The sequence below is a fragment of the Acinetobacter sp. CIP 102529 genome (assembly GCF_000368325.1).
Lineage (GTDB): Bacteria > Pseudomonadota > Gammaproteobacteria > Pseudomonadales > Moraxellaceae > Acinetobacter > Acinetobacter parvus.
On sequence record NZ_KB849355.1, the window covers coordinates 1 to 21,880 of the forward strand.

Consider the following 21,880-nt stretch of genomic DNA (forward strand, 5'->3'; position numbering starts at 1 on the left):
CTGCAGGATCTAAAGAAGCAGTAAATGGTGGTCAGCTTGATGCAGTAAAAGCGATAGCCAATACAGGCTGGAAACTGACGACAGATAAAACTGGTACGGGTGCAGTGGCAGGTAGTTCAGTTGAACAGATCACGCCAGATGAAACAGTAACGTTTATCGCTGGTGACAACATTGCGGTTGAACAGGCAGGGAACAAGGTCACTGTAGCAACGAAGAAAGATGTGGTATTTGACAGGGTGACATCGACAGATATATTAGGTAATACATCTATTCTGAGTGCAACAGGCATAATTACACAAGACAAGGATGGAAAAAAATCTGCATCATTAAGTAATACGGGTTTATTTGTAGCTGAAATGAATGCAACTGGAAATACCTTGAGCAGCAGTAGTCTTGAAGCAGGTAAATTGACTGTAAAAGGCACTAACACACTGGTGCTAGATTCAGTGAAAGGTACATTGACTGGTTTGAGTAATAAGACACTTGGAAGTGGTGATTTTGCATCTCAAGGCCGCGCAGCGACTGAAGAGCAGCTGAACCGGGCGCAAAGTAATGTCGCATCTATTTTAGGCGGTAATGCAGCCAATAACGGTGGCCTGCTCAGCATGTCGAATATTGGTGGTACTGGTGAAAGTACTATTGATGATGCAATCAAATCAGTCAATCAAGTGGCTAATAATGCCAATAAAGGCTGGAATGTTAGCACCAATGGCGGTACAGCAAACAATGTGAAGCCAAACGATACTGTTGATTTCAGTAATAAAGATGGCAATGTCACAGTTTCAAATCAGGGCAATAACATTACTGTCGATTTAAACAAAGATATTGATTTGGGTGCAGCTGGTAGTGTAACGACCGGAGACACCAAAATTGATAATAATGGTTTAACGATTGCGGGTGGTCCAAGCGTAACCAAAAATGGTATCGATGCGGGCAAACAAAAAGTGACCAATGTTGCTGACGGTAAAATTACTGCCGATTCTCAAGATGCTGTGAATGGTGGTCAAATTCACGACATGATGGGTGCTGGTGCTTATGACACCAATGGAAATCTCAGTAATATTGGTGGTACAGGTCAAAGCAATATTAACGATGCTATTGCAGCAGTAAACAAAACCGCAGTTCAATCTAAATCGACTGTGACTGAAGGCAGCAATATCAAAGTTGTGAGCAATTCAAATGCAGATGGCAGTACTAATTATACGGTGTCAACAGCTGATGATATTACGCTGAACAGTGTTACAGCGAAGGATATTAATGCAGGTACTGTAACGACTGATAAGGTGGTTGCTGGCAATACCACTGTTGATAGCAGTGGCTTGAGCATTAAAAATGGTCCATCTGTGACCGCTTCCGGTATTGATGCAGGCAGTAAAGTAGTGAGTAATGTCAGCAATGGCGTGCAAAACAGCGATGCTGTGAATATGGGGCAGTTGTCTCAATACCTAGGCGGCGGTGCTGGCTATAACAACATCACGCAAAGTTTTGATGCGCCAAATTATCAAGTCAATGGTGGTTCTTATAACAATGTCGGTGATGCATTAGGTGCGCTAAATCAGGCCGATCAGGCATTGGGTAACCGTATTACAAATTTGGGTGATCAGTTACAACAAGCATTCTACTCAACAAATCAACGTATTGATGATGTTGAGAAAAAAGCCAATGCAGGTATTGCTGCGGCAATGGCATTAGAAAATGCACCGTACATTCCAGGTAAATACACTTATGCGGCAGGTGCTGCCTATCATGGCGGTGAAAATGCAATTGGTTTGACTTTACGTAAAACTGCGGATAACGGTCGCTGGTCATTGACTGGTGGTGTTGCTGCCGGTTCATCAGGTGATCCAAGTGTACGTGTTGGTATCAGTGGTGTAATTGATTAATGCATGGTGGGGAAAGAGCATGGTGGCTCTTTCCCACTTGTTTTTTAAATTTAATCAAGAATTGAGATGACAATGAAAACTTTATTAAAAACAATTGTAAGCTGTGTATTTTTAACTGGTGTGTTGAGTGGTCTAACACATGCAAAAGAGCAGATTAATTTACAGATGGCTGATGAGTCCGTTTCTTTTCCAGAAGTGAAAAAAAGTTACCTAGATCAAGTTCACCGTTATGAATATGATCAGGTACTGCGTCTGGAAAATGGCTTAACCAAAGACCAAATTCGTTATATTTTGGGCCATCCACATTTTAGCGAAGGCGTGTTTGGGGTTCGTGAATGGAACTATGTATTGGATATCCGTGTGCCTGAAACCCAGCAATACAAACGCTGCCAGTTACGTATCGACTTTGATAAAGACTACTTGGCCAAGGCATATTATTGGAAGGGTGAAGCCTGTCAGGGCTTGGCGCAATATGGTGCCAACAATCAACCTGTAGATAAAAATGCATTGGTTGTTGGAGGACTGAATGCCCAAGTTGCACAAGCTAGCGTACTATTCGCCTTTGACCGTTATGATGAGTCTGCGATTAACCGTGACTTTAGCCGCGTGGAAGAAATTGCAGAGGCCATTAAGCAGTCCGGCAGCCAGCGGGTTACTGTGACGGGTTATGCCGATAAATTGGGTAACTTTAACTATAACCAGGTTTTATCTGCACAGCGTGCGAATACCGTGGCTTATTTGCTAGCTCAACTGGGGATTGATCCGAATTACATTAAAGTCGATGCCAATGGAACAACCCGAATTTATAAAGAGTGTGAAGGTCAAACCAAATCTACTTCAACTGTGGAATGTTTAGCACCAAATCGCCGAGTAAATGTTAATTGGTAATAAGAATTAATGGAGTATATTGTGCTGATAAAGTAACTATATACTCTTTTTCCTTAAAATTAAGAGGTTTAGAAAGTAAAAATGATTTTAACCAAGGCAGTTTAAGCAAATTAAGATACAAACTAGGTAATCCTCCCATAAATAACCGAAGTTAAGAGTAGAGGTTAAGCAGCCATTAGAGGAGGCCTTCCTTTGTTGGCCTGGTGTGGTCTTTCATGATTGTAATGCCACAGCCAATTTGCTGCATAATCTTGTACTTCATCCAAAGTATCAAATGAAATATATGGCTCAACGGGCAAAAGCTAGTCCTCTGAGAATCAGCTTTCATATTGCATCCATTAGTATTCTGAATATTTAAAGATTCACTTCATTGGATTCAGCAGGTAATTTACCCAAGCATTTTGAAAATTTACTGGAAAAGCCAAGAAATACATTTTACCTGAGAGAAGAGCGAGAAGTTGCCCTAGGGTTGTGAAGGGAAAACCGCAGAAATACCCAAGAGAATACCAGTCAATTTCTTAACTGACTGGCATTAGGCCGTGTCGAGGTATTTCAATTAATGCCATTTCGCACTTGTTGTAAAATCCAATCCTCATATTCTTGTAGTGTTTCTTGTAGCATATCCATAGGTCGTACGATGTAGTGCCTTTCAACTAATGCACTTGGTTTATGACCTGATATCTGTGCTAAAGATCCTTCATTGATTTTTGCCCAAATAGCTAACGTTTTATATGATCTCCTCAATCCATGGGGAGTAAGTTCAATATTTAGTTTTTTACATATTTTCTCGGCTTTGTTGCACAAAGATTTGAAATGCAAAGCGCCCCTAATTGAGCCAAATTTAAGGCGTAACTTGGGTAAGTGGTCGACCTAATTCCGTAAATCTGTTAAGGACTGCTACACGTGCATGGATCTCATTCACTTGGCTATCAAAACTCCTTGCACTGAGTTTATCTCCTAATAATTTGATGCAATGCATCTTAGTTTCAACCAAACTTCGACGATGATAGCCTGACCATTTTTTCCATAGTGTCCTGCCTAAACGTTTAATTGTTCTAAGTAATTCATTTCGCTCTAGCGAGCTACTCTTTGTATCTTTCCATTGTTTCGCATTTTTTCTAGGTGGAATCACCGCATGCGCTTGCCGATCTGCAATGACCTGACGGCATTGCTTGGTGTCATAAGCTCCATCGGTATAAACAGAGTTAATCTGCTCATCTTGTGGAATCTGATTAAGTAAATCACCAAGCACCTGTGAATCACTGACATTATTGGTTGTAAGCTGAACTGCTCGTATTTGTAGGGTTTTAGCATCTATACCAATATGAAGTTTACGCCATTGGCGACGATATTCAGCTCCATGTTTCTTGCGTTTCCATTCGCCCTCACCTAGAAACTTCATGCCTGTAGAGTCTACGAGTAGATGCAGCCCATCGCTACGTTTTTGGTAGCTGATTGCAATATCAATATGCTTTTGTCTTCTACAAAGCGTACTGTAATCTGGTGCGGTCCAATTTAATCCGCAAAGTTTAATCAGACTTTGCACAAAGCCAGTGACCATACGTAAAGATAGACGGAATAAGGATTTAATCATTAAGCAGCTGAACTGTACCGGGTTTGTCGGAGACTTTTTTATTTAAGTTAGGCCACCTAGCTTAACGGGTTAGTCTTATCATAGTAGACCAATAAATAATCTCTTAAATAGGCTGTCTGATGTTTTTAAAATGCCATAACGCCCGGAGCTTTCTTTCCAAATTCTTTTAATTTATTCAGCATGATGCAAATCATGTAGATCTCGCTTTGTTTGATGTTCCCTTGCGAAGCGAAGCTTCCCATCAACTAGATCTAGGGGTAATACCCCCATTTTTAATTAAATTAATAGGTAGAAGCTGCGATCGGTACAATCTTACAATTCGCCTCAACGCCATATAGGTCTTTATTGTTATGGATGAAATCCAGCATTATTTGTGTGGGCGTTCGAGCTCCACCTGGGCGAAAAAAGTGGATGCTTTACGGAGAATTTCATTCGCACGTTGCACTTCTTTATTTTCACGTTCGGGCTGTTTAATACGTTCTTGATATGGAAGTTGCTGTACTTTAATTGAATTTTGTTGATCTAAATATTTTTGATACCAAACTCGTAAAGTTTCAGGAGTGCAACCAATTTTAGGCACAATCGCAGCCCAATTCGATGGATAATCTTTTTCAAATTCAATCAATAATTGAACCGCTCTATCTCTGATTTCAGGGGTATATTTAGGTTTTTTCATCGGATCACTACGCTTCGCTACGTCTTGCGAAGCAATGCGTCTCATCTCAGAAAGTTTGGTCTCCGACAAACCCGGTACGGTTCACTTTGTAAAAGCTATTTAGTGCAATAAATTGATATTATGCTCAATCCTATTTTGGATCATTTGGATAGTCTCTGCTTGAATTTGTCCAGGTAATAGATCATGAGCGATATTGCTGAATCGGATTGCAACCTTACAAATCGAACTAATAATTTCATCGACTTCTTGGGCAGAAAGTTCCGCTTCCTGAGTACCAAGTTTTACAAGAGCTTGTCGAGGAATATCCAGTGCCTCACCCATGATATCCATTTGATGATATCCACCTGGCCCTTCACAGAAAGTAACATCATAGGCAGGGGATAGTTTCCATTGCCCATTTTGGGACATCAGAAATGAAAAGTTTTTGCAATGATCATCTCGATTATTGAAGACTACATTGAAAACAGCTCGCTTGAATGCAATTGCTTTTTCGCGAACATCATTGGTGCAAAAGTGTGCAGCGCGAAGAAAGTTACTGTAGTCTAAACTCCCTGGTGATTTAAAATCAGCTCCGGTGAAGGCCGCTAAACTTTGCATAGGGATACGCATGCCATCGTGGCGGTCAAATCTCTTTGATGCAAATGCGGTTAATCCATTCGGAAGAGTAAAATATTGAGTGTCAGGGGTATCAATATGACAATGACGCAAACATTCTGCATAAACAGCTTCAATTGCACAAACTTCAGGATGCTCTTGCTGAGCGGGAAATTTGATCAGCCAAGCTTCATGTTGATGTGAGCTAACTGTTGAGAATTCGTTGGTGACAGGATCACGATAGATGAGCGCTTTTGGCCTTGCACCTTGTGGAGATCCACCCATAATTAATAAATGCTGTAAAAATTCTGCACCTTCTCCTTTGAGAACTTCCTGAACTTCTTGAGCGAGTTTAATCAGTGGGATATTTTCAGTTAATGCGAACTCAGTTGCTGAAGGTTCAAAGGATAATGCTCCCATCGCATGTGTATTAATATACGTGAGTCTTTCTAATGGCCCAATCCGCGCAGGATTGAATCCATTTTTTTTAAATAAGCGATCCATAAGAAGCATGCCCCAACCATCGGGCAAGGCATCATATGTAGGACCTGGCAATCCCATTTGATGTGCAGGAAAGTTCGTTCTTAATGAGTCACCTTTTAACGGAAGTAGGTAAGAGGAAAGTTCTAAACCTTTACTGATCGCTTCTGGACTGTATTCAAAGGCGATTAATGGCCGACCTGTGATTGCGGTTGAGGAGACCAGTGTACCCCAAAGCCAATATTCACCCCATCCATTGTAGTAAACATTAAGTTTTTTGAGCATGGACTTATTTCCTTTTGATACGTTGGCGAGCCGTATTGCTCTCATAGCGGAGAATGTCATTTACACTGTTTAAATGAGGTTTAAAGAGTTCCTCTAATTCTTTTAATCGGCCTAATACCATGGCAACACGTACTAAATTTTCAAATGAAACATTTCGACCAGCTTCCAGATTAGATACTGTATTCACACTAACACCAGCACGTGTAGCGACGTCTGCCTGAGTCATTTCCAGATAAAGTCGTTCTTTGCGAAGCCTTTCACATAATGAAGTAACAACCTCTTCAGGTTTTTTGAATTTTAAATCCATAATATTGTATCTTATGTCTATATATATGTATTAAACCACAAAATAATGGAGTTATTAACTTTGCTCGTTAATCGGTAATGAGGTGATTTATGGGCTGATTAGATCCTATTAGATTAAAGAAGTCCAATTAGATATTTAAAATCTAAAGGAATCTAATACGTAAGCGTCCGCTGAACCCCATAGCTATTTTTTAATTCGATTCAGGTTTCCAGCGGTGTGGCAGTAATTCTTCTATTTGGGTCACTTTATGTGTGGGCAACCTTTTCAGCACATCACTTAAATAGGCATACGGATCAAGCCCATTCAGCTTTGCTGACTGTATTATTGACGGAATTAGGCCAGACATATACATCTTGAGAAGAAGAGGGGATTCTTATACCTCGCATTTGAATTATTGGAGAGGACTATCACTTTCAAATTTTTCTGTAATACTTTGCTTATCTTAAAGTTTAGCCTGAAGCCCTTCCACCAATTGTAAAACAGAGGTCAATCCCTGAGGGTTCTGAATCTGTTCTATTGGAATACCACTCAACAATTTATTGGGTAACATTCATAAAATGTTGCATCCATTTAGCCTCTCCACCTGTTAGAGCATCTAATGATATCGCAATACGAATTAAAATAATTGCGAGTTCTCCCAGACTTGAATCGGGATCTAACTCAAGCGAATTTAAAGTTTCCACTGAATCTAAATTGAGAACGATAGCAAGCTGGTCCTGTGTCAAACAGAGGTGGATCAGGAAATTTGAACAACAGCTATAAGTGATATTTTGCTCCCCAAATGATGTTATAAACATCGATATAAGGAGTATTTTATGGCACGTAGACCAAGAAGAAATCATTCAAATGATTTTAAAGCTAAGGTAGCACTTGCTGCGATTAAAGCAGAAAAAACACTTGCTGAATTGAGTGCTGAGTTTGATGTTCATCAAAACCAAATTATTGACTGGAAAAATCAATTGATCTCAGCTTCCTCGCAAGCTTTCGATCAATCAAAAGCTCCAACAGAACCACCCATCGATCTAAAAAAACTACATGCAAAAATCGGTGAGCAGGCATTAGAAATTGATTTTTTAGAAGGTGTGTTGAAGAAACTGGGCCGCTTCAACCACAAAAGTTAATCGACGACTCACTTCAGATTTCAGTATCTAAACAAGCTAAGCTGCTGAAAGTCTCCCGTGGTTGTTATTATTATCGCCCAAAACCTGTGAGTGCATCAGATCTGAAGCTGATGCGATGTATTGATGAATTACATATGCAATATCCTTTTGCAGGCAGTCGTATGATGCGTGATTTGTTGAATCGTCAAGGACATCATATAGGACGACGTCATACACGTACTTTAATGAAGAAAATGGGTATTCAGGCGTTATATTGCAAACCAAATTTAAGCCAGGCTAATCAAGCTCACCGTAAATATCCATATCTGCTCAAAGGATTGGCTATTCAGCGCAGTAATCAAGTGTGGTCTACGGATATAACGTATATCCCTATGGCAAAAGGTTTTGTTTATTTATGTGCTGTGATTGATTGGCATAGCCGCAAGGTACTTGCGCATAGGGTATCGATTAGTATGGAGGTGGATTTTTGTATTTCGGCTTTAAATGAAGCGATTGAAAAATATGGTCGACCTGAAATATTTAATACAGACCAAGGCAGCCAGTTTACCAGTGATGCATTTATTGATGTATTGAAATCAAATGGCATTCAAATCAGTATGGATGGTAAAGGTCGATGGGTAGATAATGTGATGGTTGAACGATTATGGCGGAGCGTTAAATATGAAGAGGTGTATCTCAAAGCTTATAGCAGTGTCACAGATGCGAAAAAGCAATTGAGTGCATATTTTGAATTTTATAATTTGAAACGGCCTCATTCGAGTCTGGACAAAATGACCCCAGATGAGTTTTACTATGACCAGCTACCACAACAAAATAAGGTAGCTTAACTAGAGCAGAATATCACTTATAAATAAGCTTTTAGTTGTTCAAACATGTGGGACCACCTCTAACTAAGTTATTTTGCAGCTGATAAAACAGATTTAGCCAATACCTTTTTTGTTTTGCAATTTTTTCTGATGTTTTACGCATAACTGATCTCTGTTTCAGAGGTTACTGATACATAGAATTTATACTATTTTCTTATTGTTTCTTAGATATCCAATTTTTGCTAAAGATATATTAAATGTGGCTTTAGATAAGGAAGCAACGGTTAAATTATTTAACCGCATGTAGTGATTTTTAGACCTTCAACTTGCAGTTCAAGAGATCGAGGTCTGCCAATACAAGCTAGATGTAAGCAAAATTTAAATGCAGCAAGAGCATGACCATCTTTTACTGAGTAGAGTTGTAGACGAGGAAATTCCTCTTGAGTCGTAGGATGATCTGTTGTGCTCGATTTAGCCAGCTTTACTAATAAAGGTTGTTTCTTTTTATCTAACAATTGTACCAAGTCTTGTCCAAGTAAATGCCAAAATTGATGGGGAAATAAAGCCTTAACTTGGGAGTAAAAATGTTCGAGTTGATCGATATCCTTCCAGCGATAATGGATACCGGTATGTGAAGCAGTCACTCGATTTAAAAATACATTCAGGACGTATGCAATTTGTGTTGGTTTTTTACGAGCTATTTTCTGTAGATGTTCAAAAAAATAAGTCACTGCATGAAGCTCTTCAGCGCTATCAAGCATTGCTGGTTTTAAGTGGGTTGAGCTACCAATACTAAATAAACGTGGATTCCCTTTTTTTGATTTAATGTTTGCTAAATTTAGAGCATTTTCATACCAATAATTGACGAGTTCTTCTGGCAAGCACATACGTTGAGCTGTACTTTTAGGATCTTTAGTAGTCTCCAATATATTGAGCGTTTCATAGAAGCGTTGAAGTGAAATTTTAGAATCTTCTGTTCCAACAAAAAAAACAAAAAAAATCATGGGATTGATCTATTTGTAATGACAGTTCATCTAAAATGTCAGTAGCATTACTTTGAAGCCATTTTGTTTGATCGTTCAATAATATAGTTGCTAGAACGGACTGGTTTTTTTCAAAATTAAAGTCTTTTTCACCATTTGTTATTTGCAAATTTTTAAACGTTGCATTGTGTCCCATAATTTTTTTAGCCAATTCATTAGGCATATCTGGATGATGTTTCAGTAGTTTTTGACCAGCAATGAGATAATTTAAGTGAATATAACTTTTGAAAGTTTCAACGGGTTCTATATGTCCTAAAAGGTGTGCGATAACAAACCAATGGTTTTGTCCATGTTGATTTTGAAGTAGCTCAGCTCGAATTTTTTGATATTCGTTTTCGCTATAGTCGGTTAGCTTTTGCACAAGTGGTGCATATTCACAGTTCAGTAAAAGCGATAAATGATTCGCTGTAGTGTGACGAAAAGAGTGAAAGGAGTAATGATGCCCTTTAAAGACCTGATTTAATATCAGTTTTAGGGGTGCGGTGACAGTGTGTTTATTCAGTTTTTTATTTTCATTCAAGTTGCTGAATAAATATAAACTTTTCTTATTCTCTAAACGTTTTTCAACAACAAAATCGCTAAAGAATTGGTACTCATCATCTTTTAGCAAAGCGTATGCAGGCACAATCCGTTCCGCACTATCAGTTTTGAGCAGATGTTGATTCCCTTGTTTTTTTGAACCATAAGGTTGAACCCAGATTGAAAATTGATTTAAACCCTCGATATCTTTTACACGTAACCCGAGTATTTCGTTAATACGCATACCAGTACGGTAAGCCAAAATATAAATAATTTTTAATAATTTATAGTGATGGTCTGAGATGGATTGGTCATGTAAGAGCTGATTTAACTTCTTTAATATGACCTGGAAGGCTGTGTGACCTATGATGCGTGCCCGTGGTCGACTTTGCGATGCAATAAATTCAAGTTCGAAATCTTCTGCTTGAAAAACAATTTGTTGAAAGGTATGAAAGCGTTTCAACATGTGGATTGTTTGGTCTTTAGATTTTTTAAACTCAGGTTGATCTACTTCATCAGCAAGTCGTGTATTGCTAATGATTTGTTGATAGATTTTGTTCAGCAGATCATTAATGTCATCGTCGGCATCGATGTATTGTAAGGCATGAGTTAAAAACGGTTCTGCGATCCGGGTGTAATATGTATAGATTGAACTATCTGCGAGTTTTTGATTGTCTTGAAATGCCTTCGTGTACTGAGTTGTATCAAAATCAAAGGTGGCTGATAATTTTTTTATTTGCTCTGAACTTGGTCGATAGAGACTGATGAGCCACAAAATAATACGTTTAGAAAACTCATTAAACTGCTCTTGGTGACGCAGGCAAAAATCAATTATGAGTTTAGCAGTGCCTTGGTCCGTTGATGTGCGCATAATTTTCAGCAAGTTTTTATGAATAAATATCACATTCTCTACTGCTTCAGACGTATTGAGATCTGGTAGGACTTTGGCTGTAGAAGAGACATTTCGTTCGATTTCAGCACTTAATTGAGTTTTAAATTTTGGGAATGCAAAGTTTTCAAACTCATGTTCTGATAAACCACACGTGAGAGTGTTTTCTAACAAACATTGTGAAAGGGCAGGATCAACATCTGCATTCTGCAGTTGTAGCCAATTAAAATTGGCGTAGTCACGTAAAAACTTAAAAGTCTTGTTGGTGTATGGATGTTTTATTTTTTGAAAAATGAGGTGCAGATACGCATTCACGTCTAGACTGATGTCACGAATTTGTCTTGTATTGAAGTGAATGAGCCAGAGTCGTGTGAGTTGATCTGGGATAAAATTACGTGATTTTCGAATTGTTTTTTCATCAACAAATAGATCGCCATAGCTTGGAGAAAGTGGCTCTAAAAAGATGATATTAAAATCGAAAATTTTTTGGATTTTTTCAGGGTTTTTTAAATGTTCGAGCAAAGCATTTAATGAAGCTATTTGATTTAATCCACCGTATAACATTGAGCAAAGCAGAATATTCCCAATAATTTCATCATCAGAAAAAGCGGAACTATCTTGAGCAAGAATCCAGTAATCCCACAGTTTTTCGAGGATGATGTCAATTTCATGACCGGCTTGGATCCAATCTAGGGTGAAAATTGGTTCATCGCGTTTCATCTCAAAGGTGAGATAAGGTAGTGGGAGGTCTAGGTTATTACTTTTATTGAGGTCTTCGATATATGTTCGGAAGAATTCATGAGCATATTTTTTCCAGGCAAGATTCGGTGCTTTACGTTTAATAAACTCATAAATTGCAGGATAAGCTTGAATTAAGTCTTCATTTGAGAATTTTTGCTCATCAAAGTACTGTCGGAGCTCTTGTTCTGCATCAGCTCGTAGGTTCTTTTCTAATTCATTACGTTGAAGTTGACGTCTATCTTCAGCATAGCGTTTTTTTGGGATTTTTTTATTGAATGATGACATGAACTTCAATCCCGCTAATTTTAAATTGATCTTTCATTTGCTCTAAAACATTCGCAATTTTAGAAAATTGAGATAGTGATAAACTGGAAAAAGGATGTGCTGCTTCTTGTTGCATGAGCTCATGTCCAAAGAGAGCTAAAATCTCAGGTTCGGTAATTTTATGAGTCAAAAATGCACGAGCTGTATGGCGATGCCAATTTGCATGATCAAGTCCTAATTCAGGATGGAAATTTTTGACTGTAGAAGGACTTAGTGGTTTCCACTCATCATCTTGGATGATTCCCAAAAAGGGCAGCTTACTTGCTTCTATTTGTTGTATAACACCATTTAAAGCTGGATGACTCATCATGATTTGAGTCGAAAAATATTCTAAAAATTTAAGGAATTTTTTTATCTCTTCAACTAAAAATGAACAAAGTGGGATTAGACGTCCGAATCCATTGCGGCCGCCTACTTCTTTGTCAGAAACCATCAAAATTTGGCGTTTTAAATTAAAGTTTTTAAGAAATCCAGGGAATTCAGCAACGGGGCGTGCTGCTGTAAAAAGAAGGAGGATATGCCACATCCATATGTTGTAGTGGTTGTATATAGCAATCAGATCGTCTTCAGCTTGTGAAAAAATGTTAAACTTCAATACAGCAAAAATCTCTGTAATGATCTGTGGTTTTGGAGCTTTACGACTACCAAAATGAATTATTGAATCAGGGGGCGAAGGTACACAACTTTCATATGTGCTTGCTATATCTGCACAAAGTGATTTTAGAATATCAACATATTGTGCATGTAATCGTGGAATATTCTGATGACAATAAGAAATAGATGATGACTGATTGGCATCAATCCCTGTGATTAAATCTGCGAGTTGTTTATTCCCTGTTTTAGCAAGAACCATATGATGCAGTAGAGAACTCACTTTTACGACAGACAGTTTTGGAATCAATAATTCTTGTCTTAATTTGCGTAAATATTGCTGTATATCATCGAAACTAACCGAATCCATTTTGCGGAGATCCTCAATGAATAGATTCGGGATTGGAATGTCTAAATAGATCGTCTGATTAAGCAAGCTTTTTGAATACTCAAAATCACGGTTCTCAAATACATTAAATTTACTGCTTAAGAAGAACTGATCATTTTTATGGATCAATTTTTGGCGGTTATTTAAGTTTTTAGCTCGCTTGCTTTGTATATATAGCCACTCATTCACACTGTTGCCTGTTAAAAATGCGAGCATCAGGATCAAAGCACTTTTATTTTGATGTTCAGAGTAGTCCACATGAAGTCTTTTCAGTAGATGGTTCACGCTAGATGGATTCGGAAAAAAACTACTCGACGTGAGTAAATGTTCTTTGCGTTGAATATGTTTTGCAACAAGCGGTAGAACATAGCTTTGACTCGTTTCTGAATGTGCTGCGAGTGGTGTGACGTCAGTTGGATTGACAACAATTTGCCGATTAATCGGCTCATCGATTAAGGTTTCTATATTCAGTGCTTTAGATTTAGCCCCTTTTTTGATTTCGATACTTTCTTCAATGAATTGTTCTTCATCAAGAAACTGATGCTGAAGCTGCGTATCGATACTTGCACGTGCAATCTTCGCTTTGTTTTTTAAAATGTAGTTAAAAGTAATCCGAATATCATTGAGTAGATTGCGATCAAACTCAGGCAATTCATCCGTATCTAATGTGATCAGATGTTGAATAAATTGTTCTAAGCTCTGTGTTGGATCTTGAAGATAGGTACTCCAGAGACGTTGATACTCTTCTGTATTTTGATATTTTTTTTCAGTATCTAAATTTTTATTTGCAGTTCTAAAACGTTGGAATAAGCGCTTTACTGTATTGAAGTGTTCGGCGTGCGCTTGTTTAAAAAGATCTGGCTTGAGCTCAGGAAGAGCAATTAAATAAATTGCTGCTTTTAAGACTAGAATATTCCAGGTTAAGGCATTTTCTTCTGACTTTGCTAATTGTGCAATTGAGTTCACATACCAAGTAACGGGTGTTGCACTAACAGTATGTTTTCGAGAGGAGACCAAGGCAGCGGGTCTAGCAACAACAGAATTGGTTTGTAGATCAAAATCTAATAGATCGAGATTCAGCCCTTCTAGATATTGATCGGTTGGTTGCGAAACTAATACATCAGCAATATATTGAATATGTTCTGCACGGTTGAGCTGCTCATCACCAAACAGTTTTTCTAGTGTCTGTTTTAAGGATACTCGTGGAATATCAGCAGCATTTTGACGGCTTGGGTTAGATTCTGACATTATGCTTTCCATAGCTGATCTGGAGTGAGAACGAAGTCAGGATTGTTTAGAAGCTGTTGCACAATTCCACTGATTTGTTGCAGTTGATCAAAAGTCTTCTGTCTTTTCCGGTTTATAACTTTATTTCGATAATTCAGCTGATTTCGTGTGAATGAGAGTCGTTTTGATAGCAGGTCTAAGCTCATAGTACGGTGAGGTTTGAAAGAATTTTCTTTGTTTAAAGTAAGGATAACTTCGGGTGAAATATGGGCATTGATCAGCGACTGCATTTTTGCAGGATTCATTCGATCCAGATTATGATGATAAGCGGATAGAAATTTCATAAACTCCAAACTTGCCTCTTTTTTTAATAGCTCAATTTTGTCCTCATCTTGAGGAAAAGAATGGACGAGTAAGTTGATATTCTTAGGTGTGTTCTTAGACCAATATAAGTGCCACTGACAGGCATTCGCGATGGTATAGCCAGATCTATTAGGGTCTTTCCAGACACGGATTTCAGGGTAAGAAGTAAATATTGATAGATCAGCTTTTAAGGATTTGAAAGCCTCTTGATAGCAAAGATAAATTCCAAAAAAATCAGGGTGTATACTGATTTGAATTTTATTAAAATTTTTGCACAACAATTTTTTAGGTGCGCCAAATTTTTCATTGAAATCAAAAGCCGTTTCCATAGTCCTTCATAAGTGTAAAAAATAATCAATTGAATATTCTTAGGACTTACGCATTGACGGATTCAAAAAAGTATTAAAATAGTTTATAAAGTATCTGTGATCAGACGAACTAAACATGCTTCTACAGCAACTTGTACATTACCCATTTATATGGGCTTTCTCATGACAGAACCGAACTCTATTAGCTGCACACAACTTGCCGAGACTTATAATATCTCGCATGATAGTGTAAATCGCTTTCTAGAGCGTGAAGACTACACACCTCACGACCTATATCAAGAAGCAATTCAACATATTGATAATAATAAACTTATAGTCAGTATTGATGATACTGTTTTAGATAAACCATATAGTCAACATATGGACTTAGTTAGCTATTTTTGGTCAGGCAAACACCACCGATCCGTCAAGGGGATTAATCTCATTACCTTGTATGCGACAGATCAGAATGGTCAAAATATTCCAATTAATTTCCGAATTTATGACAAATCTGAGGGTAAAACCAAGAATGATTACTTTATGGATATGTTAAGTGAAGTACTCAGTTGGGGTGCAAAGATTCAATTTATTACAGGTGATAGTTGGTATTCATCGACTGGAAATCTAAAAACCATAAGAAAACATGGTATTCGATTTATGTTTGGTATCGACTGTAACCGTAAGGTTTCCCCAGAGAAAGGACAATGGTTTCAACTGCGTTTATTGCCGAATTTCCATCAGGGTCAAGTGGTCTGGCTCAAAGATTTTGGCTTTGTACAATTATTTAAGACTCAGTTAAAAGAACAGCAGAGGTTTTATATTGTGTATCAAGATGAAGATGATTTATTGTCCTTTGAGGGTTTTCATGAATTACATTCAAGTCATTGGAAAATAGAACAATATCACCGAGTGATTAAACAGGTTTGTCATATTGAAAAGTTTCAAGTAAGACGGTCTAAACTGATTTTGAATCATATTTTTTCAGCCTTGATGGCCTACGTTGAGATACAAAAGAACCAGTTTGAGGGGATCTTTGAAAATGTATATCATTGGCAGAAGAAATTATTTAGACCAATGATCAAAAACTTCATTGATGACTTTATTCTCGATAAAAATCATCTGCTACCACAGAGAGTCTATAAATAACAGTGCGTAAGTCCTAATTCTTATAATTTTTTGAAATATTAAACAAGATCGATCTGCCCTATATTTTGTGTATATTTACAATCTATATACAATATATTGTGATTTTTATATTTTTATGAGTGGGATCACAACTTATAGCAATGCTATTTATTTTAAAATTTATAAGCTCTTAAGATGGAAATTAAACAACTGAAACAGATAGAAGTCGTTACAGATGTTGTATGTGATGTATGCAACCAATCAACGAAACTGGAGTTTGGCACTTTATCGGCGCATTGGGGCTATGGTTCTAAGCATGACGGTGAAAGATATGAATTGCAGTTATGTGAGAAATGTTTCTTTTATGCCTTGGCGACATTAAGAAAAGAGCGAGCAGATGAGTTTATGTTTGATGAAAATTTTGACCCTTCAACACTAGATGGGTTTGGGTTGAAGTGAACCTATCATCGCGATAGGTTCTAAGAATCCAAAAATATACTGATCCAAATTCAAGCCGGTAGTTTCATTTTTAATGGCGAATAAGGGATTCAGGAAAAATATTGTTCTTTGCTTCGAGGTCACTGAGTTCGGAAAAGGCCTGAATACCGCCTGCGGCTTTAATTCCATCTAAAGCGACAGATAGAGCTTCCTGATCTGACGGGAATGTTTCATCCCATACAGTAGAAGTACCACTTTGGTTCACCACTTCCAGTGTCCAGTCACTATCAGGTAATCGATAAATTAGAATTTCAATTTGCTCATTATCCTCTTGTAAAACTTGAGATAAGGGAGAGTCGATTAAATCATTTTCATCATATTCCAGAGTATTGTCATTATCAGACATTAGCGGCAGCCTTTATTGTATTTAACATCCGTCCATAGTAATGAATGAATTAAATTTTGCCTAGCAGTGGATATTATGGGATACAAAGAATGGCTAAATTCAAAAAATAATTGCTCCGACAATAAAACAAAATAATCCAAAAATTACCCAAATCCAGACATTCGATTTGGGTTGCTCGGTATCTGATGTATAGAACGGTTGTTGCTCCTGAATAGGATTCTCTTGGTTGCCAGCTCTGTTCTTATAGGTGTGGTGCTTGGAATAGGATAGGCCTGTGCCTGGAATACCAACGCTGGTTCGGGTGCCTTTTTTGCCAATATTTAAAGAAGCACCAGGTTTGCCAATGCTTGCACTGCTGATGCCTTTATGCGTCAGATTGATTTTTAATCCAGGTAATATTTTAATACTCTTGCGAAATCTGAAGCCCATTTTTTTTCCATTTAAAAGAACCAGTTTGGTTTCTATCTCAGTTGTCCGGATACAGTGAAATAAGAGTTTGATTCATTCATAGGACTGATCATTTGACTTATCTAGTGAAATATCAGTATGTTCTTTAACAGGCACTGTTGCAAATAACCACGAATGGTAAGCTGAAGACTGTTTTAGCTAAAGGTGCAGCATATGAATCCTTTCCATGGTCGGCATTTTCAGGGCGAAATCATTCTTTGGGCTGTGCGCTGGTATTGTAAATATGGCATTAGCTATCGTGAACTGCAGGAAATGCTGGCCGAACGGGGTGTGAATGTTGATCACAGTACAATTTATCGTTGGGTTCAGCGTTATGCTCCAGAAATGGAAAAACGCTTACGCTGGTATTGGCGTAATCCTACAGATTTACATTCATGGCATATGGATGAGACTTATATCAAAGTGAAGGGGCGATGGACTTACCTGTATCGTGCAGTTGATCAACATGGTCATACGATTGACTTTTACCTTTCCGCTAGACGGAACAGTAAATCAGCCTATTGTTTTTTAGGAAAGATCTTCAATACGGTGAAAAAATGGCAAATTCCACAAGTGATCAACACGGATAAAGCACCCACATATGGACGTGCTTTATCACGGTTAAAACGGGAAGGTAAATGTCCACCAGACCTTGAGCACAGGCAGATTAAGTATAAAAATAACGTGATTGAATGTGATCATGGCAAGCTAAAGCGGATCATCAGGGCCACATTAGGATTCAAATCTATGAAGACGGCTTATGCCACAATTAAAGGTATTGAAGTCATGCGTGCACTACGTAAAGGACAAGCATCGTCATTTTATTATGGTCAGCCTCAGGGTGAAGTGTGTCTAATCAACAGGGTTTTCGGTCTCTAAGTACTTTTTAAAGGGAACATCATCGACTCAAATCTCTATTTGCAACAGTGCCTTCTTCAGACACAAACAAATATGATCAAAATAGAGTGATTACTCTATAAAATAATAAAATCAATTACTTAAATCATATTTTATTTTAAAAAAATACAAATGTGTATTAAAAATAACCATTACTTACATTTTTTTGATTACAAAATATAATGAGTAAATTGCTTCCCATTTCATACATTTTTCATATATAAAAAGTCATACTATTTTTAAGGTTTTTCTAAATCACATTTTATACTTCATAGTTTTTAACATCATTATTAAAGGTGAACCATGCAAAAGAAGAAGCGCACCCCATTAGACGCACAACAGTCCCATCTTTGGATTATTGGTGGTGGTATCGCAGGTATGGCTGCTGCTGCATTTGCAATCCGTGATGCCAAAGTCCCTGCCAAAAATATCCATATTTTAGAAGAACTCGATATTTCAGGTGGTTCGATGGATGGTGGACATACACCGCATGCCGCGCAAGCTTGGGTAACACGTGGTGGGCGAATGCTGACCGATGAAACTTATTTGTGCCTATGGGACTTATTTTCCAGTATTCCATCTTTGGAAAATCCAGACATTTCGGTGCGTGAAGAATGTCGTGAGTTTAATGAAAAAGTGAAAACCCACGCCAATGCACGGTTGATTGATGCCGAACATGTCATTGCGGATGCAGCAAAGCTTGGTCTGAATACGCTACATCGTGCACAGATGCTGCGCCTATTAGCTTCAAAAGAAGAAAAAATTGGCAGTCGCCGCATTGATGAGTTTTTTGATGAAACCTTTTTTGAAACCAATTTCTGGCGCATGTGGCGCACGACTTTCGCTTTTCAAAAATGGCACAGTGCAGCAGAGTTAAGACGCTATTTCTTGCGTTTTATTCAAGAATTGCCACGCATTCATACCTTAGCGGGTGTGAAACGTACCAAGTACAACCAATATGACTCGATGATTCTGCCCCTACAGCGTTGGTTAGTCGCACAAGGCGTCGATGTGCGTTTTGGACACTATGTCACAGATGCAGACTTCATTACCAATGCTGAAACTCAAGAACGCTACGCTTCACGCCTATATGTACAATTGCCTGAAGGCTCAGAGCAAATTAATCTGAAAGCCAATGATTTAGCTATTTTCACTTTAGGCTCTATTACAGCAGACTCACGTTATGGCGGTAATCATGACGTGCCTGCCCTTATTCGTCATCGAGAAGATCATGGCTGGACGCTTTGGGAAACGCTGGCACAAAAAGCCCCAGACTTTGGCCGTCCAATGACTTTTTATGGCAATGTCGATGAACATAAGTGGGAGTCTTTCACTCTGACCATGAAAGATGACGTGCTACTTAAACGTATTATTGACTATACAGGCAATGAACCAGGCACAGGCGCACTCATGACTTGGTATGAGTCGGGTTGGCATTTATCCATCGTGGTTCCTGCACAGCCACACTTTGCCGACTTACCTGAAGGTTTATATACCTTATGGGGCTACGGTTTCCAAATTGACCATATAGGCGATTACATCAAAAAACCAATGTCCGAAGCCACGGGGCAAGAAATCCTAACAGAACTGATTAAACAGCTCGGTTTTGACGACATTTTAGATCATGTTTTGGCAACGACTGATGTTACTACCGCCATGATGCCATACGCCTCTGCCCTATTCGCCTGCCGTAAACCGGGGGATCGTCCACAGGTAATTCCACAAGGCTCACAAAACTTTGCTTTCCTTGGACAGTTTGTGGAAATTGAAGATGACGTGGTCTTTACTGTGGAATATTCAGTTCGTGGGGCGATGCTTGCCATTTATGAATTTTTTGGGGTGGAACGTGAAATCCCTGAAATTTACAACGGTCTACTTGATCCCAAAGTGGGTTTAAAAGCTTTAGAAACAGTGTTCCACTAAGTTTTTAATATATAGCGATAAGAGCACCTTTATGTCGCCACTATTACATAGTTTAATTTAAGCAACGTTTGGATACACGAGTGTGGCAGGGATGCCACACGTTATCCATCATAATAGGGATGTTATGTATGGGTAACAAAGGCTTTTGCTTTCTTTTGGCTTATCAAAAGTAAGGGTATTGCCTACACAAACACCTTTTATACTTTATTGAAAGTTGAGGCCGTGTACGCACTGGTTTACCGTTAACATCAATATAAGGAATATAAAATGAAAGCAGCTCGTTTTTATGACCGAGGGGATATTCGAATTGAAGATATCCCTGAACCGAAAGTACTTCCAGGCACAGTTGGAATTCAAGTTGCGTGGTGTGGTATTTGCGGTACAGATTTACATGAATTCATGGAAGGTCCTATTTTTATTCCACCTTGTGGTCACCCACACCCAATTTCGGGAGAATCTGCACCTGTAACAATGGGACATGAATTTTCAGGCGTGGTTTATGCAGTTGGAGAGGGTGTAGATGATATCCAAATTGGGCAACATGTCGTAGTTGAACCCTACATCATTGCTGACGATGTGCCGACTGGCCCCAATGATAAGTATCATTTATCAAAAAATATGAACTTTATTGGTTTAGGCGGACGCGGTGGTGGTCTTTCTGAAAAAATTGCAGTTCAGCGGCGTTGGGTACATCCTATTTCAAATGATATTCCTTTAGACCAAGCAGCATTGATAGAACCTTTATCTGTCGGTCATCATGCCTATGTCAGAAGTGGCGCAAAAGCTGGCGATATCGCACTGGTTGGTGGAGCAGGCCCAATAGGCTTACTTTTATCTGCTATTTTAAAGGCTAAAGGTCTCACGGTCATCATTACTGAACTGAGTGCAAAACGTAAAGAAAAAGCGATAGAAGCGGGTGTTGCCGATTATGTACTAGACCCATCTAAGGTTGATGTAGTTGCTGAGGTAATGAAAATTACAGAAGACCGCGGTGTAGATGTCGCTTTTGAATGTAGTAGTGTCAATAAAGTCATGGATACACTCGTTGCAGCAATGAAACCAACTGGTGTAGTCGTTATCGTTTCTATTTGGAGCCATCCTGCCACAATTAATGTGCATAGTGTGGTGATGAAAGAGCTAGATATTCGTGGCACGATTGCTTATGTAAATGATCATCAGGAAACTATCCGTTTGGTTGAGCAAGGTAAGATTAATCTAGAACCTTTTATTACCCAACGGATTGCATTAGATGATCTTGTTTCTAAAGGCTTTGAAACATTGATTCATAATAATGAGTCTGCTGTAAAAATTATTGTTCATCCGTAGTAACGCCTAATTTGAACGACTAATTTGAATAAACTAGAAATAAACTCTATGTAGCTATTTCTAATATCTTTCTCTGTACACGACAAAAATAGATAACTCATTGAAATAATGTCACAATAATTGTTTTCTAACGACGAATACTATGACACATCTCAATGAGTTATATCTTATCTTAAACAAATCTCTAAAATGGAACAAGTCACATTTAAAGTGCTTTTCGCTCATCATGCTTGCGATCATTTTAAAGCAAACGTGCAATCTTTCTTCTGCATCTAAAGCCTTGCCCATCAA

The 21,880-nt window shown here is 38.3% G+C and carries 14 protein-coding genes, 8 pseudogenes and 1 other annotated feature; of the genes and pseudogenes, 9 read left to right on the forward strand and 13 right to left on the reverse strand.

Going from position 1 to position 21,880, the window contains the following annotated elements; all coding sequences use genetic code 11:
* Both F972_RS15105 and tpgA read left to right on the forward strand, forming a co-directional pair.
* The coding region (locus F972_RS15105; RefSeq protein WP_004769175.1) for a YadA-like family protein at nucleotides 1–1,883 on the forward strand (1,883 nt) is incomplete at its 5' end.
* Nucleotides 1,884–1,955: 72 nt separating this feature from the next.
* Nucleotides 1,956–2,771 carry a trimeric autotransporter adhesin/peptidogylcan-associated protein TpgA gene (gene tpgA / locus F972_RS05040; RefSeq protein ID WP_004681119.1) on the forward strand — a complete coding sequence of 272 codons (816 nt, stop codon included), beginning with the start codon at nucleotides 1,956–1,958 and terminating at the stop codon, nucleotides 2,769–2,771.
* A 164-nt stretch (nucleotides 2,772–2,935) separates the two neighbouring features.
* Here tpgA and F972_RS15110 read toward each other — a convergent pair.
* The 8 genes and pseudogenes from F972_RS15110 to F972_RS16470 all read right to left on the reverse strand — a co-directional run.
* A pseudogene (locus F972_RS15110) lies at nucleotides 2,936–3,046 on the reverse strand (integrase core domain-containing protein); the annotation flags it as partial.
* A 277-nt stretch (nucleotides 3,047–3,323) separates the two neighbouring features.
* Nucleotides 3,324–3,563: pseudogene (locus tag F972_RS16465) on the reverse strand (integrase); the annotation flags it as partial.
* Nucleotides 3,564–3,612: 49 nt separating this feature from the next.
* Nucleotides 3,613–4,371, reverse strand: a pseudogene (locus F972_RS05050) (IS5 family transposase); the annotation flags it as partial.
* A gap of 84 nt (nucleotides 4,372–4,455) precedes the next feature.
* A pseudogene (locus F972_RS15120) lies at nucleotides 4,456–5,041 on the reverse strand (transposase); the annotation flags it as partial.
* Nucleotides 4,659–4,775 (reverse strand) — a sequence feature (AL1L pseudoknot). Its footprint overlaps the pseudogene before it by 117 nt.
* Nucleotides 5,042–5,140: 99 nt before the next feature.
* Nucleotides 5,141–6,400, reverse strand: coding sequence for a type II toxin-antitoxin system HipA family toxin (locus F972_RS05060; protein ID WP_004681116.1), 1,260 nt, complete (start codon nucleotides 6,398–6,400; stop codon nucleotides 5,141–5,143).
* Nucleotides 6,401–6,404: 4 nt separating this feature from the next.
* Nucleotides 6,405–6,707 (reverse strand): helix-turn-helix transcriptional regulator, encoded by a 303-nt coding sequence (locus F972_RS05065; protein ID WP_004681114.1) that lies wholly within the window; start codon nucleotides 6,705–6,707, stop codon nucleotides 6,405–6,407.
* A gap of 190 nt (nucleotides 6,708–6,897) precedes the next feature.
* Nucleotides 6,898–7,041: pseudogene (locus F972_RS15125) on the reverse strand (transposase domain-containing protein); the annotation flags it as partial.
* A gap of 108 nt (nucleotides 7,042–7,149) precedes the next feature.
* A pseudogene (locus tag F972_RS16470) lies at nucleotides 7,150–7,498 on the reverse strand (MbcA/ParS/Xre antitoxin family protein).
* Between the two features lie 24 nt (nucleotides 7,499–7,522).
* Here F972_RS16470 and F972_RS15135 point away from each other — a divergent pair.
* Nucleotides 7,523–8,655, forward strand: a protein-coding gene (locus F972_RS15135; protein WP_228127220.1) for an IS3-like element ISAba14 family transposase whose coding sequence is annotated in 2 segments (ribosomal slippage) — nucleotides 7,523–7,775 and nucleotides 7,775–8,655 — 1,134 coding nt in all. Because the reading frame shifts where the segments join, the coding sequence is not laid out codon by codon here.
* 272 nt (nucleotides 8,656–8,927) lie between these two features.
* Here F972_RS15135 and F972_RS05085 read toward each other — a convergent pair.
* The 3 genes and pseudogenes from F972_RS05085 to F972_RS05095 all read right to left on the reverse strand — a co-directional run bounded on the left by F972_RS05085 (nucleotide 8,928) and on the right by F972_RS05095 (nucleotide 15,048).
* Nucleotides 8,928–12,111: pseudogene (locus F972_RS05085) on the reverse strand (tyrosine-type recombinase/integrase).
* Nucleotides 12,095–14,377 carry a hypothetical protein gene (locus F972_RS05090; protein WP_004769184.1) on the reverse strand — a complete coding sequence of 761 codons (2,283 nt, stop codon included), beginning with the start codon at nucleotides 14,375–14,377 and terminating at the stop codon, nucleotides 12,095–12,097. The pseudogene F972_RS05085 and the gene F972_RS05090 overlap by 17 nt, the downstream one beginning before the upstream one ends.
* Nucleotides 14,377–15,048 (reverse strand): hypothetical protein, encoded by a 672-nt coding sequence (locus F972_RS05095; RefSeq protein ID WP_004758308.1) that lies wholly within the window; start codon nucleotides 15,046–15,048, stop codon nucleotides 14,377–14,379. Before F972_RS05095 ends, F972_RS05090 begins: the two co-directional genes overlap by 1 nt.
* Before the next feature lie 96 nt (nucleotides 15,049–15,144).
* Here F972_RS05095 and F972_RS05100 point away from each other — a divergent pair, with 96 nt between their 5' ends.
* Nucleotides 15,145–16,173, forward strand: coding sequence for an IS701 family transposase (locus tag F972_RS05100; RefSeq protein WP_081399031.1), 1,029 nt, complete (start codon nucleotides 15,145–15,147; stop codon nucleotides 16,171–16,173).
* A gap of 174 nt (nucleotides 16,174–16,347) precedes the next feature.
* A complete protein-coding gene (locus tag F972_RS05105; RefSeq protein WP_004758307.1) occupies nucleotides 16,348–16,611 on the forward strand; it encodes a hypothetical protein in 264 nt (87 codons plus the stop codon).
* Between the two features lie 70 nt (nucleotides 16,612–16,681).
* On the opposite strand, the gene F972_RS05110 is transcribed toward F972_RS05105, so the two are convergent.
* Together F972_RS05110 and F972_RS05115 are read right to left on the reverse strand one after the other, a co-directional pair.
* Nucleotides 16,682–16,996: a hypothetical protein gene (locus F972_RS05110; RefSeq protein ID WP_004758300.1), complete on the reverse strand. Its 315-nt coding sequence runs from the start codon at nucleotides 16,994–16,996 to the stop codon at nucleotides 16,682–16,684.
* A gap of 99 nt (nucleotides 16,997–17,095) precedes the next feature.
* On the reverse strand, nucleotides 17,096–17,425 hold the full coding sequence (locus F972_RS05115; RefSeq protein ID WP_004681098.1) for a DUF4236 domain-containing protein: 330 nt from the start codon (nucleotides 17,423–17,425) through the stop codon (nucleotides 17,096–17,098).
* 192 nt (nucleotides 17,426–17,617) lie between these two features.
* On the opposite strand from F972_RS05115, the gene F972_RS05120 reads away from it, so the two are divergent.
* The 4 genes and pseudogenes from F972_RS05120 to F972_RS15770 all read left to right on the forward strand — a co-directional run.
* Nucleotides 17,618–18,322, forward strand: coding sequence for an IS6 family transposase (locus F972_RS05120; RefSeq protein WP_004681097.1), 705 nt, complete (start codon nucleotides 17,618–17,620; stop codon nucleotides 18,320–18,322).
* Nucleotides 18,323–18,643: 321 nt separating this feature from the next.
* Nucleotides 18,644–20,263, forward strand: a complete 1,620-nt coding sequence (locus F972_RS05125; RefSeq protein WP_004726755.1) for an oleate hydratase — start codon at nucleotides 18,644–18,646, stop codon at nucleotides 20,261–20,263.
* 267 nt (nucleotides 20,264–20,530) lie between these two features.
* Entirely contained in the window at nucleotides 20,531–21,589 is a 1,059-nt protein-coding gene (locus F972_RS05130) for a 2,3-butanediol dehydrogenase (RefSeq protein ID WP_004281883.1), read from the forward strand.
* Between the two features lie 142 nt (nucleotides 21,590–21,731).
* Nucleotides 21,732–21,880: pseudogene (locus F972_RS15770) on the forward strand (IS4 family transposase); the annotation flags it as partial.